This window comes from Labrys sp. Lb11 (assembly GCF_057554225.1).
On sequence record NZ_BAAJOT010000001.1, the window covers coordinates 174,622 to 188,505 of the forward strand.

The window sequence follows — 13,884 nt, forward strand, 5'->3', positions numbered from 1 at the left end:
CGTGTCCGGGCTTTTGCCGTCTGCCTTGCCGGGGCCACGCGTGCTGATCTACCTGCCCATCGCCGAGATCCCCGTGAACATGTTCATGGTGCTCGGCATGGGCGCGGCCGTCGGGTTCATCTCCGGCCTGTTCGGGATCGGCGGCGGCTTCCTGATGACGCCGATGCTGATCTTCTCCGGGATCCCGCCGGCGGTGGCCGTCGCCACCGTGAGCAGCCAGGTCGCGGCCTCCTCCACCACCGGCGTGATCTCCTACTGGCGGCGCCAGGCGGTGGACTTCAAGCTCGGCGGCATGCTGCTGGCGGGCGGCGCCATCGGCACATTGCTGGGCGTGCGCTTCTTCAACCAGATGCAGGCGGTCGGCCAGCTCGACCTGGTCATCCAGCTCTGCTACGTCACGCTGCTCGGCGGTATCGGCGCGGCGATGACGGTGGAGAGCGTGCGCGCCATCCTGCGCTCGCGCTCGAAGACGCCGATGCCCCGCCCGCGCGCCGGCCGGCACGCCTGGTTCCACGGCCTGCCCTGGAAGATGCGCTTTCAGACCTCCGGCATCTATGTCAGCGTCATTCCGGTGATGGTGCTGGGCGTGTTCATCGGCTTCGCCGGCGCACTGCTCGGCATCGGCGGCGGCTTCATCCTGGTGCCGGCTCTGATCTACCTGTTCCGCGTGCCGACGGCGGTGGTGGTCGGCACCTCGCAGTTCCAGATCCTGTTCACCATGCTGGCGGCGGTGATGCTGCATGCCACCACCAACCAGTCGGTGGACGTGGTGCTGGCGCTGCTGCTGATCGTCGGCGGCGTTGTCGGGGCCCAGTTCGGCGCCCGCGCCGGCCACAACATCCGCGGCGAGCATTTCCGCTTCCTGCTGGCGCTGATCGTGCTGGTGGTCGGCGTGCGCTTCGCCGTCGATCTCATGGTGAAGCCGGAGGAGCCGTTCTCCCTCGCGCTGACGAGGGGCAAATGAGCGTCCCGCCCGCCCGCCGGATCGGATGGGGCATGCGTCTGGCCGCGATGCTGGCGCTGCTTGCGGCCGCTCCGGCCGCGGCCGAGAACCTGATCGTCAGCGTGTCGACGCCGCGCGTCGCCATCCGCTCGAATTTCTCGGGCGCCGACATCGTCATCTTCGGCGGCATCGAACCGGGCGACCGCGTCGGCGGCCACGGCCGCTACGACATCGCCATCAGCGTGCGCGGCCCGGCGACGCCACTCGACGTGCGCCTGAAGGAGCGCACGGCCGGCATCTGGATCAACGCCAGCCGGCGCCATTTCGCCGATGCGCCGAGCTACCTCGCCATCGCCTCGACGCGCCCGATCACCGAGATCGCCACGCCCGAGACCGTGGCGCGCTATCAGCTTTCTCTCGCGGCCGAACTCGACAGCGACGGGTTCGATGCCGCCCGCCCGGACATCCTGCCCTTTCGCGACGCGCTGATCCGGCTGAAGTCGCAGGCGCATCTCTATCAGATGCAACCCAAGGGCGTAACATTCCTGAACGACACCCTGTTCCGCGCCACGATCCCGCTGCCCCCGAACGTGCCGCTGGGCATCTACCAGGTCGAGACGCGGCTGCTGATCGACGGCGAGGTCGTGACGGGCCAGCGCGCCTCGCTGGAGGTGATCAAGACCGGCTTCGAGGACCAGGTGGCGCAGTGGGCCGAGGCCCGCGGACCGGTCTACGGCCTCGCCACCTGCCTGATCGCCGTGGCGATGGGCTGGCTGGCGACGGTGATGTTCCGGCGGGACTGACCCGTTTCCAGCTTGCTGCATTCCGTTCCGCCGGCACGGCGGCATCCCATCCGTATCCGCCTTTCGGCGCCCGGCCCGGTCCGGAGGCGTGACAGCATGTCCGTCGTATCGGCCGTGCATGGCCCTTGACAGCCGCATACCGCGATATACGCTACGTCGTATTGTATTTCGATACGGTGAAGTCATGGAATCGTTCGTTCTGTCCGAAGCTCGGGACAAGGTCGGCATCGTCACCCTGAACCGGCCGCAGGTGCTGAACGCCTGGCACAGCTCGATGCGCGACCAGTTGGTCGCGGCTCTCTGCGCATTCGAGGACGATCCGACGATCGGCGCCATCGTCCTGACCGGCGCGGGCGATCGCGCCTTCGGCGCCGGCCAGGACCTCAACGAGACCAAGACCTTCGACCCTGACCGGGCGGAGGAGTGGATCGGTGAATGGGAGCGGCTCTACGACCGCATCCGCAGCCTGACCAAGCCGCTGGTCGTCGCGCTCAACGGCCTTGCCGCCGGCTCCGCCTTCCAGGTGGCGCTGCTCGCCGATTTCCGTATCGGCCATGACGGCAGCGCCATGGGCCAGCCCGAGATCAATTCCGGCATCGCCAGCACCACCGGCCCCTGGATCATGCGCGAGATGATCGGCCTTGCCCGTACCATCGACCTGACGCTGAGCGGGCGGATGATGGAGGCGGCCGAGTGCCACGCGATCGGCCTGATCAACCGCCTCGTGCCGCGCGAGCGGGTGCTCAACGAGGCGCTGGCGCTGGCGGCGGCGCTCGCCGACAAGCCGCGCCTCGCCATGACGCTGAACAAGCAGCGCTTCCGCGAGGTGACGGAAGCCGGCTTCCGCGACGCGCTGGCCTCCGGCGTGCGCAACCAGCGCGTCGCCTATGCCGACGGCGAGCCGCAGCGGATGATGGCGGCCTTTTTGGCCAGGCGTGCCGGCAAGGCCGGCTGAAACGCACTGCGGCGGCGATCTGACGGCAGTTGGTGCGCTCCCGGTGCTCACGGACATCAAGTCCGCTGCGCTCCGGTTCTCGAAAGCACCGCCATCTCGCTCACCGCAGCGAGTTTCGAAATGGGCTCTGACATCGAGGCGGCGAGGACGGGCGCGTGAGCGACGAGGGTTTCATTTCACTGCTGGCGGCGCGGGCCAAGGCGGCGCCGGATGCCATCTATGCCAGCTTCGACGGGCGGCCGATCACCTTCGGCGATCTCGACCGCCGCTCGGATGCCCTGGCGGCCGAGCTGCGGCGCCTCGGCGCCGGACACGGCGAGCGGGTCGCGCTGATGCTGGCCAACAGCCCGGCCAGCATCAGCATGCTGTTCGCCATCGCCAAGGCCGGCTGCGTCTGGGTGCCCGTCAATGTCCAGCAGCGCGGCGAGGGCCTGCGCTACATCCTGGAGCATTCCGACCCGCGGGTGATCGTCGCCGACGTCGAGCTCGTCCCCATGATCGAGGCCTGCGGGGCGGATCTCGCGGGGCGGACGGTGGTGCCGGCCCGCGACCCGGCCGCCGGCATCGATCTGGAGCGCATGCTGATGGGCGGCGAGGTCTTCGCCGAGGCCCCGCCGCAGGCCGAAGACCTCTTCGCCATCAACTACACCTCGGGCACCACGGGGCGGCCGAAGGGCGTGCTGGTCACCCACCGCATGCTGCGCTTCGCCGCGGAAGGCGCCATGCTCTGCGCCGACGCCCGGGACGGCGACGTCTTCTTCGTCTGGGAGCCGCTCTACCATATCGGCGGCGCCCAGCTCGTGCCGATCCCGCTGCTGCGCGAGATCAGGCTGGAGATGGTTCAGCGCTTCAGCGCCAGCCGGTTCTGGGACCAGGTCCGCGCCTGCGGCGCCACCCAGATCCACTATCTCGGCGGCATCCTGCAGATCCTCTTGAAGCAGCCGGAGAGCCCGCGCGACCGGGACCACGCGGTGCGCGTCGCCTGGGGCGGCGGCGCCCCGAAGGAGATCTGGCGCCGGTTCGAGGAGCGCTTCGGCATGCCGCTGCGCGAATGCTACGGCATGACCGAGGCGTCCAGCATCACCAGCTTCAACGCCGAGGGCGTGGTCGGGGCGGTCGGGCGGCCCGTGCCCTGGCTCTCCTTCGAGATCCTCGATCCGGACGGCCTTCCGGTCCCCCCGGGCCGGCGCGGCGAGATCGTGGTGCATCCGCGCCGGCCCGGCGCGGTCTTCGCCGGCTATTTCCGCAATGCCGAGGCCACCGCCCGGGCGCTCCGGCCGAGCGGCTTCCACACCGGCGACGTCGGCAGCGTCGACGAGACCGGATTGCTGTTCTTCCACGGCCGGATGGGCGACAATGTCCGTGTCCGCGGCGAGAACGTCTCGGCGGTCGAGGTCGAGCATGTCGCCGCCGCCCACCCGGCGGTCGAGGATTGCGCGCTCATCGGCGTCGCCGCCGATATCGGCGAGCAGGAGATCAAGCTCTTCGTCAAGCCCAGGGCCGGCGCCGCGCTCGACCTCGCCGAGCTCTCCGGCTGGCTCGGCGCGCGCCTGCCGTCCTTCCAGAATCCCCGCTACCTCGCCGCGGTCGCCGATTTCGAGCGGACGCCGAGCCTGCGGATCATGAAGCACCGGCTGTCGGCCGCCACGGACGATTGCTGGGACAGGCAGGCGGAGCAGGGACGGTGAGCCGCTTCGCCCGGACATTTCGATCGCACAGGAGACGACGGCCATGAAAGCCGCGGTGCTGCACGCCTACAACGAGGATCTCGTCATCGAGGACGTGGCCATCGCCGACCCGAAGGACCGGGAGGTGCTGGTCCGGGTGCGGGCGACGGGCGTCTGCCACAGCGACCTCAACGCCTCCAAGGGCCGCTCGCGCGCGAAGCTGCCCCTGATCCTCGGGCACGAGGCCTCCGGCGTGGTTGAGCGGATCGGCTCCGCCGTCTCGAAGGTGAAGGTCGGCGACCGGGTGATCCTGTCCTGGGCGCCGAACTGCGGCCAGTGCTTCTACTGCCACGAGGCGCAGCCGACCCTGTGCGACGTCTACGGCCATGCCGCCGTGCATGGCGGCCTGTGGGACGGCACCTCGCGCCTCGGCGCCCGCTACGGCCGCATCCACCATTACTCCTGCGTCTCCAGCTTTGCCGAGTTCGCGGTCGTGCCGGAGACAGGCTGCGTGCCGATCGCCGACGACGTGCCCTTCGACGTGGCGGCCCTGGTCGGCTGCGCCGTGACCACGGGATTCGGCGCGGTGGTCAACGACGCCCGCGTCCAGCCCGGCTCGTCCCTCGCGGTGATCGGCATCGGCGGCGTCGGCATCAACGCCATCCAGGCGGCGGCGCTCTCGGGCGCCGAGGCCGTCGTGGCGGTCGACATCAACCCGCAGAAGGAGGCCGTCGCCCGCTCCTTCGGAGCGACCGCCTTCGTCGACGCCAGGACGGAGGGCGTCGCCGAGGCCTTGCGCGCGCTCACCGGCGGCCGCGGCCCGGACGCGATCGTGGAATGCACCGGCCGCCCGGCCGCGATCGCCTCCGCCTTCGAGAGCGTGCGCCCCGGCGGTGTGGTGGTCAGCGTCGGCATTTCCGGCAAGGACGAGACGGTGACGCTGCCCTCCTATGCCCTGCCCAACGCCCAGAAGCGGATCGTCGGCAGCAATTACGGCGGCGGTATCCCCGAGCGCGACTTCGCCCGCATCCTCGGCCTCTATCGCGCCGGCCGGCTCGACCTCGATCGCCAGGTCGGCAAGCGCGTCCGGCTCGAGGCCGTCAACGACGCCTTCCGCTGGCTGGAGCAGGGCGTGATGGCGCGCACCGTCATTGAGTTCGACGCCTGAGGACGGCAGGGCGGGCTCGGCGGCCCGCCCTCTCGCGGATGCGACGGCGGCGGGCGGTATCCATGCAATGATCCCTTGACGCCGTTACATCACCATGATGAATATTGTCTCGAATTTTTTCACGAGACTGCGACCATGGCGACTTCGTCCTACACCGTCCCGCAACGTGCGCCGCTCTATGAGGCGCCGCCCTACGACTACAAGGCCTATCGCAAGCTCAGCGTCTTCTGCCGGGTCGACGAAGCGGCCATCCGCCGGGCGCTGCCCGCGCCCTTCGAGGTGCGCGGCGACGTGATCGAGGCCTTCATCATGGACGTGCCGCACGGCGGCGCGCTCGGGGCCTATCGCGAGGGCGGCATCGTCGTGCCGATGTCCTACCAGGGCCGGCCCGGCGGCCATGTCCTCTACGAGATCGTCACCAACGACGATTCGATGGCGGTCGGCCGCGAGGTCTGGGGCTATCCCAAGAAGATGGGCGAGGTCGGTTGGCGCGAGGACGGCGGGGCGGTCCACGCCACCCTGTCGCGGCGCGGCGCCACGCTGATCGAGATCGACTTCAAGCCCGGCGGTCCCGACTACGACAAGCCGGCGCTGCAGCCGCGCTTCCAGACCCGGGTGATCCCCTCGGTCGCCGATGCCGGCGGCCTGACCCAGATCATCGAGAACAGCCTGAACGGCGCCGCCATCGCCAGCCGTGTCACCGGCACCGCCACCCTCTCTCTCGGCGGCGGCGCCAGCGATCCGTTCTCGGACTTCGCCGTCCGCGAGATCGTCGGGGCCGAGTTCGTGGTCGCCGACTTCGTGCTCGGCTTCGGCCGGATCGTCGGCTGACGCAGGACGCCATGGCCGCCTCCGCTCCCGCCGCCGACGTCTCGACGCTGCTCCGCCTGGACGGCCGCGTCGCGCTGGTCACGGGCGCGGCCGGCGGCATCGGCCGCGCCGCCGCGGAGCTCTTCGCCGGGGCGGGGGCGGCTGTCGGCCTGCTCGACATCGACGGGGCCGCCGCGGACGTGGCGGCCGGCGCGATCGAGGCCGCCGGCGGCACGGCCCGGGCCTACCGGCTCGACGTGACCGACGAAGCCGAGGTCGAGGCCGTGTTCGAGCGCGCCCGCGCCGATCTCGGTTCGCCCGGCATCCTTCTCAACAATGCCGGCATCTCGATCCGCCGCCCGTCGGCCGAGCTGACGCTGGCCGACTGGAACGCCGTCGTCGCGGTCAACCTCACCGGGACGTTCCTGTGCGCCCGTGCCGCCGGCCGCGCCATGATCGCGGCCGGGCAGGGCGGGGCGATCGTCAACACCGCCTCGATCATGAGCTTTTCCGGCGGAGGGCTCCACCCCAACCTGTCCTACCAGGCCACGAAGGCGGCGATCGTCAACCTGACGCGCACCCTCGCGGTGGAATGGGCCGGGCACGGCATCCGCGTCAACGCCGTCGCGCCGACCTGGGTGCGCACGCCGCTGGTCGACCACCTCGCCGCCGATCCCGCCGCCATGGCGCGGGTCCGCGAGCTGACGCCGTTGCGCCGCTTCGCCGAGCCGCACGAGGTCGCCGCCGCCATGCTGTTCCTCGCCGGTCCCGCCGCCGCGATGACCACGGGCCATACGCTCGCGGTCGACGGCGGCTACCTCGCCCGCTAGCGGCCCCCGCATCGGACCGAAGGAGAAGGGATGATGTGACACCGGGTCCGATCTCAAAACGACAAGAAAACCAGAACGCCGTCGCTCCACGCCGCATGCCGCGGCCGGGCGGCGAACATCACCGGAGGTGAGACACCATGAAGTTCGGCACGATCGTTTTCTCTCTCGCCCTGGCCGCCGCCGCCACGCCGGCACTGGCCCAGGACATCGTCATCGGCGGCAGCGCACCGATGTCGGGCGCCCAGGCCGAGTTCGGCCAGTCCCAGATCGACGGGGCCCAGCTCTATTTCGACCAGCTCAACGAGAAGGGCGGCATCAAGGGCCACAAGATCGTCTTCCGTCCGCTCGACGACAGCGCCGACCCGCGCAAGGGCACGCTGGTCGCCCAGCAGTTCTGCGACGCGTCGGAGGTGGTCGGCGTCATCGGCCACATGAACAGCGGCGTCACCCTGCCGGCCCTCGACATCTATTCGGAATGCGGCATGCCGCAGATCGTGCCGGCCACCAATCCCAAGCTCCTGGAGATGGGGTACAAGACCATCGTCCGCCCGGTCGCCAACGACTTCAAGCAGGGCGCCCTGCCCGCCAAGTACGTCGCCGGCACGCTCGGGCTGAAGAAGGCCGTGCTGGTGCACGACAAGACCGTATTCGGCCAGGGCATCGCCGGCGTGTTCCAGGACAACTTCACCGCCGCGGGCGGCACCGTGGCCGGCACCTACGGCGTCAATCCCGAGGACGTTGACTTCTCCGCCCTGATCGCCACCATCAAGCGCGACCAGCCGGACGTCGTCTACATGGGCGCCGGCATGCCCCAGCTCGCCCTGTTCCTCAAGCAGATGCGCGAGCAGCAGATGACCGCCCGCTTCATCGGCCCGGACATCGGCTTCACCGTCGACCTGATCAAGCAGGCCGGCCCCGCCTTCGCCGAGGGAGCGCTGCTGACCTTCCAGCTGCCGCCTTATGATTCCTCGCCCGAGCTGGTCGAGTTCACCAAGCGCCACGAGGCCAGGTTCAAGCGTCCGCCGGGCCCCTATGCCTCGCTCGGCTACGTCAACGCCCAGGTCATGGCCGCGGTGATCGAGAAGGCGCAGAGCTATGACCGCGAGGGCCTGCTCGCCCAGCTGCACGGCGTCAAGGCCGAGACCATGCTCGGGCCGGTGGAGTTCGACGAGAAGGGCGAGAACAAGACCTCTCCCATGTACCTCTACGAGGTCAAGGGCGGCAAGTTCGAGCTGATCAAGCAATAGGCCCGACTCGAGGCTTGGCTCGGGACCGGCCGGCGAGGCCGGTCCCGACGACAAAAGGACGCCGGCGTGCTCGACTTCCTCTGGCAACAGCTCATGTTCGCGCTGGCGATCGGGTCGATCTACGGCCTGATCGCCCTCGGCTACACCATGGTGTACGGCGTGATGCGGCTCATCAACTTCGCCCACGGCGAATTCTTCATGCTCGGGCCCTATCTGTTCACGCTGGCGATGACGGGCCTGCTTGCCGTCGGCGGGCTGCATCCGATGGTCGACGCCGCCATTGCGGCCGTCGCGACCTTCGTGGCCGTGGGCGCGCTGGGCGTGATCATCGAGCGTGTCGCCTACCGGCCGCTGCGCGACTATGGCCGGCTGGCGCCGATGCTCAGCGCGCTGGGCATGTCGATCGTCCTGCAGAACCTGGTGCGCGTCATCGTCGGGCCCCAGCCCGAGCATTTCCCGGCGATCTTCCCCAACATCCCGATTGCGGCCCTCGGCGGCGTGACCGTGACCCAGGTCGGCATCCTCGTGCTGACGCTGGTGCTGATGGCCGGCCTCACCGCCTTCGTCAACGGCACGCGGCTGGGGGTGTGGATCCGTGCCGCGTCCGAGAGCTGGAGCACCTCGGCCCTGCTCGGCATCCGGGTGAACCGGGCCGTCAGCCTGGTCTTCTTCATCGGGCCGGGGCTCGGCGCCATGGCCGGCATCATGTATGCGTCCAACTACGGCATCATGCAGCCGACGATGGGCTCGGTGATCGGCCTCAAGGCCTTCACCGCCGCCATCCTCGGCGGCATCGGCTCGATCCCGGGCGCGATGCTCGGCGGCTTCCTGCTCGGGGCCATCGAGGTGTTCGGCACCGCCTTCCTGCCGATCGTCTCCGGCGGCGCCATCGGCACCGAATACCGCGACGTCTTCGCCTTCGCGGTGCTGATCCTGGTGCTTCTGTTCCGCCCGGCCGGCCTGCTCGGCGCCACCGTCACCGAGGAAACCATCGTGGCGAAGAAGGACTATTGAGCATGGTCAAGTCCGTCCTCGTCCGGCGCGTCGGCCTGCTCCTGCTGCTGGCCATCGCCCTCGTCGCCTTGTCGCGGGTGCCTTCGCTGCCGACCTACTACGTCCGCGTCGTCGACAGCATCCTGATCTACATCATCCTGGCGGTGGGCCTGAACATCGTCGTCGGCTATGCCGGCCTGCTCGATCTCGGCTTCATCGCCTTCTACGCCGTCGGGGCCTATGCCTACGGCCTCCTGGCCAGCGCCCAGTTCGGCATCCACCTGCCGTTCCCGCTGGTGCTGCTGATCGGCGCCGCGGTCGGCGGCCTCGCCGGGCTGCTGCTCGGGTTTCCCGTCCTGAAGCTGCGCGGCGACTATCTGGCGATCGTCACGCTCTCCTTCGGCGAGATCATCCGCATCGTCATCAACAATCTCGACAGCGTCACCAATGGGCCGCAGGGCATCGCGGCCCTGGACCGCGCCAGCCTGTTCGGCCTGCCGATGACCAGCCCGGCGCATTTCTACGGCCTGCTGCTGGGCCTGGCCGTGGCGGTGTGCGCCGGCGTCTACTGGCTGGAGCGCTCGATCCTCGGCAAGGCCTGGCGGGCGCTGCGGGAGGACCAGGACGTCGCCCGCGGCCTCGGCCTCAACACCACCGCCCTCAAGCTCGCCGCCTTCGCCATCAGCGCGGCGATCGGCGGCGCCACCGGCGTGGTGTTCAGCGCCTTCCAGCGCTTCGTCAGCCCCGAGAGCTTCACCTTCCAGGAATCGCTGATGGTGGTGCTGATCATCATCATCGGCGGCGTCGGCAACATCCTCGGCATCATCGCCGGGGCGGCCCTGCTCATCGTCCTGCCGGAAGTGCTGCAGCCCGTCGCCGAGTACCGCATGCTGATCTTCGGCCTCATCCTCGTCGTCGTCATCGTGCTCCGGCCGCAGGGGCTGGTGCCGCCCACGTTCAACCTGTCGCACGTCATCCGGAAGATCCGCGCCCTATGGCTCTCACCCTCGAACACGTGACCAAGTGCTTCGGCGCCCTCACGGCGATCAAGGACGTCTCGCTGTCCTTCGAGCGCGGCGGGATCTATTCGATCATCGGCCCGAACGGCGCCGGCAAGTCGACGATCGTCAACATGATCGCCGGCTCCTACGCCGTGACCTCGGGCGCCATAAGCCTGGACGGCGTCGTCCTCAGCCGGCTGCCCAAGCACAGGATCGCGCGCCAGGGCGTGGCGCGCACCTACCAGAACCTCAGGCTGTTCGACGGCATGTCGGTGATCGACAACCTCGAGGTCTGCTTCTTCCCGGACGCCTGGCCGCGCTTCCTCGGCGGCGGCCACAAGCGCATCGGCCGGGCCGAGCGCCTGGAGCGCTGCCATCAGGCGCTCGGCCGCTTCGGCCTGGAGGACGTCGCCTCGGCCCTGGCCGGCGACCTGCCCTATGGACGGCAGAAAATCCTCGAGCTCGCCCGCGCCTTCGTCACCGAGGCGCCGATCGTCCTGCTCGACGAGCCGGCGGCCGGCCTCAACCACACGGAGACGAAGGACATGACGCGGATGATCGCCGGGCTCAGGCATCCGGGCCGGGCGATCATCCTGGTCGAGCACGACATGGACATGGTGATGTCGATCTCCGACCGCATCGACGTCCTCAACTACGGCGAACTGCTCTTCTCCGGCGTGCCGAGCGCCGTGCGAGAGAACGAGCGGGTACAGGAGGCCTATCTTGGAACCAGCGACGACCTCGACGCCATCAGGCACCTTGCTGAAGGTCGCCGGGCTGCAGGCGGGATACGCACGCACGCAGGTGTTGTTCGGCATTGACCTTGAGGTGCGCGCCGGCGAGATCGTCTCGATCATCGGCGCCAACGGCGCCGGCAAGACCACGACGCTGCGCTCCATCTCTGGCCTGACCCGCATCTATGGCGGCACGATCGAGTATCGCGGCCGCTCGATCCGGGGCATGCCGCCCGAGGAGATCGCCCGGCTCGGCCTCGCCCATTGCCCGGAGGGACGCCAGATCCTGCAGCGCCTCACCGTCGAGGAGAACCTCGTCGCCGGCTACCTGCCGGGGCGCGGCCGCAGCTTCGAGGCGATCCGCGACGAGGTCTACGCTATGTTCCCGGTGCTGAAGGAGCGCCGCCACGGCGCCGCCAGCCGGATGAGCGGCGGCCAGCAGCAGATGCTGGCGATCGGCCGGGCGCTGATGGCGAGCCCGGACCTCCTGCTGCTCGACGAACCCTCGCTCGGCCTTGCCCCGAAGATCATCACCCAGATCTTCGAGATCATCCTGCACCTGGCCAAGTCCGGCATCAGCCTGGTGGTGGTCGAGCAGAATGCCGCGCTCGCCCTCGACATCGCCGACTACGCCTATGTCTTCGATGCCGGCCGCTGCAGCGCCGAAGGCGGCGCGGCCAACATCCTCGCCGACGCCGAGCTCAAGGCCGCCTATCTCGGCGGCTAGGGCCGGCCGGCCAATCCGGAGATTTCCCCTGATGGACTATCGCGTTCAGAACGCCAACAACATGCCGTTGCAGGCGCCGCTGTTTCCCGACCCGCTGGTGCCCTACGAGTGTCCCGGCAACCGCTCGCTCAACGCGATCTGCCGCGCCGACCCGGCCCGCCTGGAGAAATACCTGGCCGGCACGCCGTTCGAACTCGCCGACGACCGCTTCCTGGTCTACGTCTCCGACTTCACCAACTGCGCCAAGATGCCGTTCATGGATGCGGGCATCGTCATTCCCGTCCGCTACGGCGCCCAGGCCGGTGGCTACTTCCTGTTCGAGTACGAGGATGACGACGCCGCCATCGCCGCCGGCCGCGACCTGTGGGGGTACCCGAAGAAGTACGGCGAGATCACGCTGATGGAGACCGGCGAGAGGGTGACGGCCTCGGTGGTCCGGCGCGGCACGACCCTGATCTCGATCACCTGCGACATTGCCGCGCCGCGCGACGTTCCGGCGCTGGCGGTCACGCCCCATCTCAACATCCATGTCCAGCCGGCCCCGGACGGCACCATCCTCGGCAAGCGGCTGATCGCCCGCGACACGTCGCCGGATTTCCGCCCGATCCTCAGCGTATCGGGCAGCGCCACGGTCGAGCTCGCCGGCATCGCCACCGATCCCCTGCACGAGCTGCAGCCGACCGAGGTGCTCGGCGCCAGCTTCGTGGTCGGCGATTTCTACGCCACCGTCGAGAACGGCTGGGGCCGCACGATCGCCAACCTCGCCTGACCGGCGACGCCGAGGGAACCGAGCGATGAGCCTTGAGAACCGCCAGGTCGTCTTCGTCACCGGCGCCTCCTCCGGCATCGGCAGGGCCACGGCGCTCCGCCTCGCCAGCCAGGGCGCGGCCCTCGGCCTGGTAGGCCTCAATCGCGACGACCTCGACGCCGTCGCCCGCGAGGTCGAGGCGCTGGGCGGGGAGGCGCTGGCGGTGATGGCCGACGTCGCGTCCTCCGACCAGGTCGCCGATGCCGTCGCCGTCACCGTCGCCCGTTTCGGCGACCTCTCGGGCGCCGTCTGCGCCGCCGGCGTCGCCCTCAAGGGATCGGCGCTGACCCTGGACGAGGCGGCCTGGCACCGCACGCTCGCCGTCAACCTGACCGGCACCTATCTGGTGGCGCGCCATGCCATGCCCAGCCTGCTGCGCCGCGGCCGGGCGAGCTTCGTGGCCGTCAGCTCCGACGCCGGCATCCGCGGCTCGGCCGGCTATCTCGCCTATTGCGCCTCCAAGCACGGGGTGGTCGGCCTGGTCCGCTGCCTGGCGCTCGACCATGGCCCGGCCGGCGTGCGCAGCAACGTCGTCTGCCCGACCTTCGTCGACACGCCGATGGCGGACGAGCTCCTGCGCGACTCCTACCCCTACGACCGCGCCTTCTACGAGCGCCGCGTCCCGCTCGGGCGCTTCGCCAGGCCCGAGGAGGTGGCGGCGGCCATCGGCCATCTCCTGTCGGAGGAGGCGAGCTATTCGAACGGCATGGTCTACGTCATCGACGGCGGCACCACGGCCGGCACCTTCGGCTGAGGCGGCAGCGTTGACAGTCTCTCAATCGAGATACAGTCTCAATGCCGAACAGTCGATGGAGCCGAGAATGACAGCCCAGACATCGATGCTGCACGTCCGCGTGGACGAAAAGCTCAAGGCGGAAGCAACGGAGAAGCTCGCCGGCGTCGGGCTGACCATATCCGACGCGGTGCGAATCCTTCTGACGCGGATCGCCAGAGAAGGTGGGCTGCCGGCGGGCCTCACCTCCGACCCGGAAGCCTACGATGCCTGGTTCCGGGCAAAGGTCCAGGAAGCGCTCGAGGACACTCGCCCCGCGATCCCGCATCGGCAGGTCATGGACGAGGCACAGGCTCTGATCGAGAAGAAGCGCCGTGCTCGCTCTTGAATGGCGAGAGACTACATATCCGACGACAATCCGGACGCCGCCCAGAGACTGAAGGACGAAATCGAGGCCAAGGCAGC

Annotated in this window: 15 protein-coding genes; all 15 read left to right on the forward strand. The window is 69.3% G+C overall.

Annotated elements, in window-relative coordinates; genetic code table 11:
• The first annotated feature begins 40 nt into the window (after positions 1-40).
• The 15 genes from AC27L4_RS00845 to relB all read left to right on the forward strand — a co-directional run bounded on the left by AC27L4_RS00845 (position 41) and on the right by relB (position 13,807).
• A complete protein-coding gene (locus AC27L4_RS00845; RefSeq protein ID WP_487140054.1) occupies positions 41-964 on the forward strand; it encodes a sulfite exporter TauE/SafE family protein in 924 nt (307 codons plus the stop codon).
• Positions 961-1,746, forward strand: coding sequence for a TIGR02186 family protein (locus AC27L4_RS00850; protein ID WP_487140055.1), 786 nt, complete (start codon positions 961-963; stop codon positions 1,744-1,746). Before AC27L4_RS00845 ends, AC27L4_RS00850 begins: the two co-directional genes overlap by 4 nt.
• A gap of 184 nt (positions 1,747-1,930) precedes the next feature.
• Entirely contained in the window at positions 1,931-2,701 is a 771-nt protein-coding gene (locus AC27L4_RS00855) for an enoyl-CoA hydratase/isomerase family protein (RefSeq protein ID WP_487140056.1), read from the forward strand.
• Between the two features lie 155 nt (positions 2,702-2,856).
• Positions 2,857-4,389 carry an AMP-binding protein gene (locus AC27L4_RS00860; RefSeq protein WP_487140057.1) on the forward strand — a complete coding sequence of 511 codons (1,533 nt, stop codon included), beginning with the start codon at positions 2,857-2,859 and terminating at the stop codon, positions 4,387-4,389.
• 43 nt (positions 4,390-4,432) lie between these two features.
• Complete coding sequence (locus AC27L4_RS00865) at positions 4,433-5,536, forward strand: Zn-dependent alcohol dehydrogenase (protein WP_487140058.1); 1,104 nt, start codon at positions 4,433-4,435, stop codon at positions 5,534-5,536.
• A 135-nt stretch (positions 5,537-5,671) separates the two neighbouring features.
• Positions 5,672-6,367 carry an acetoacetate decarboxylase family protein gene (locus AC27L4_RS00870; RefSeq protein ID WP_487140059.1) on the forward strand — a complete coding sequence of 232 codons (696 nt, stop codon included), beginning with the start codon at positions 5,672-5,674 and terminating at the stop codon, positions 6,365-6,367.
• 11 nt (positions 6,368-6,378) lie between these two features.
• Complete coding sequence (locus tag AC27L4_RS00875) at positions 6,379-7,176, forward strand: SDR family NAD(P)-dependent oxidoreductase (protein WP_487140060.1); 798 nt, start codon at positions 6,379-6,381, stop codon at positions 7,174-7,176.
• Between the two features lie 137 nt (positions 7,177-7,313).
• Positions 7,314-8,423, forward strand: coding sequence for a branched-chain amino acid ABC transporter substrate-binding protein (locus AC27L4_RS00880; RefSeq protein ID WP_487140061.1), 1,110 nt, complete (start codon positions 7,314-7,316; stop codon positions 8,421-8,423).
• Between the two features lie 66 nt (positions 8,424-8,489).
• Entirely contained in the window at positions 8,490-9,437 is a 948-nt protein-coding gene (locus AC27L4_RS00885) for a branched-chain amino acid ABC transporter permease (RefSeq protein ID WP_487140062.1), read from the forward strand.
• Between the two features lie 2 nt (positions 9,438-9,439).
• Positions 9,440-10,435 (forward strand): branched-chain amino acid ABC transporter permease, encoded by a 996-nt coding sequence (locus AC27L4_RS00890; RefSeq protein ID WP_487140063.1) that lies wholly within the window; start codon positions 9,440-9,442, stop codon positions 10,433-10,435.
• Positions 10,411-11,238, forward strand: coding sequence for an ABC transporter ATP-binding protein (locus tag AC27L4_RS00895; protein ID WP_487140064.1), 828 nt, complete (start codon positions 10,411-10,413; stop codon positions 11,236-11,238). Before AC27L4_RS00890 ends, AC27L4_RS00895 begins: the two co-directional genes overlap by 25 nt.
• The gene (locus AC27L4_RS00900; protein WP_487140065.1) at positions 11,177-11,878 is read left to right on the forward strand and encodes an ABC transporter ATP-binding protein; all 702 of its coding nucleotides are present in this window, start codon (positions 11,177-11,179) and stop codon (positions 11,876-11,878) included. The genes AC27L4_RS00895 and AC27L4_RS00900 overlap by 62 nt, the downstream gene beginning before the upstream one ends.
• A gap of 31 nt (positions 11,879-11,909) precedes the next feature.
• Positions 11,910-12,647, forward strand: coding sequence for an acetoacetate decarboxylase family protein (locus AC27L4_RS00905; protein WP_487140066.1), 738 nt, complete (start codon positions 11,910-11,912; stop codon positions 12,645-12,647).
• 25 nt (positions 12,648-12,672) lie between these two features.
• Entirely contained in the window at positions 12,673-13,440 is a 768-nt protein-coding gene (locus AC27L4_RS00910) for an SDR family NAD(P)-dependent oxidoreductase (RefSeq protein ID WP_487140067.1), read from the forward strand.
• Positions 13,441-13,507: 67 nt separating this feature from the next.
• Positions 13,508-13,807 (forward strand): type II toxin-antitoxin system RelB family antitoxin, encoded by a 300-nt coding sequence (relB, locus tag AC27L4_RS00915; protein ID WP_487140068.1) that lies wholly within the window; start codon positions 13,508-13,510, stop codon positions 13,805-13,807.
• Positions 13,808-13,884 lie beyond the last annotated feature (77 nt).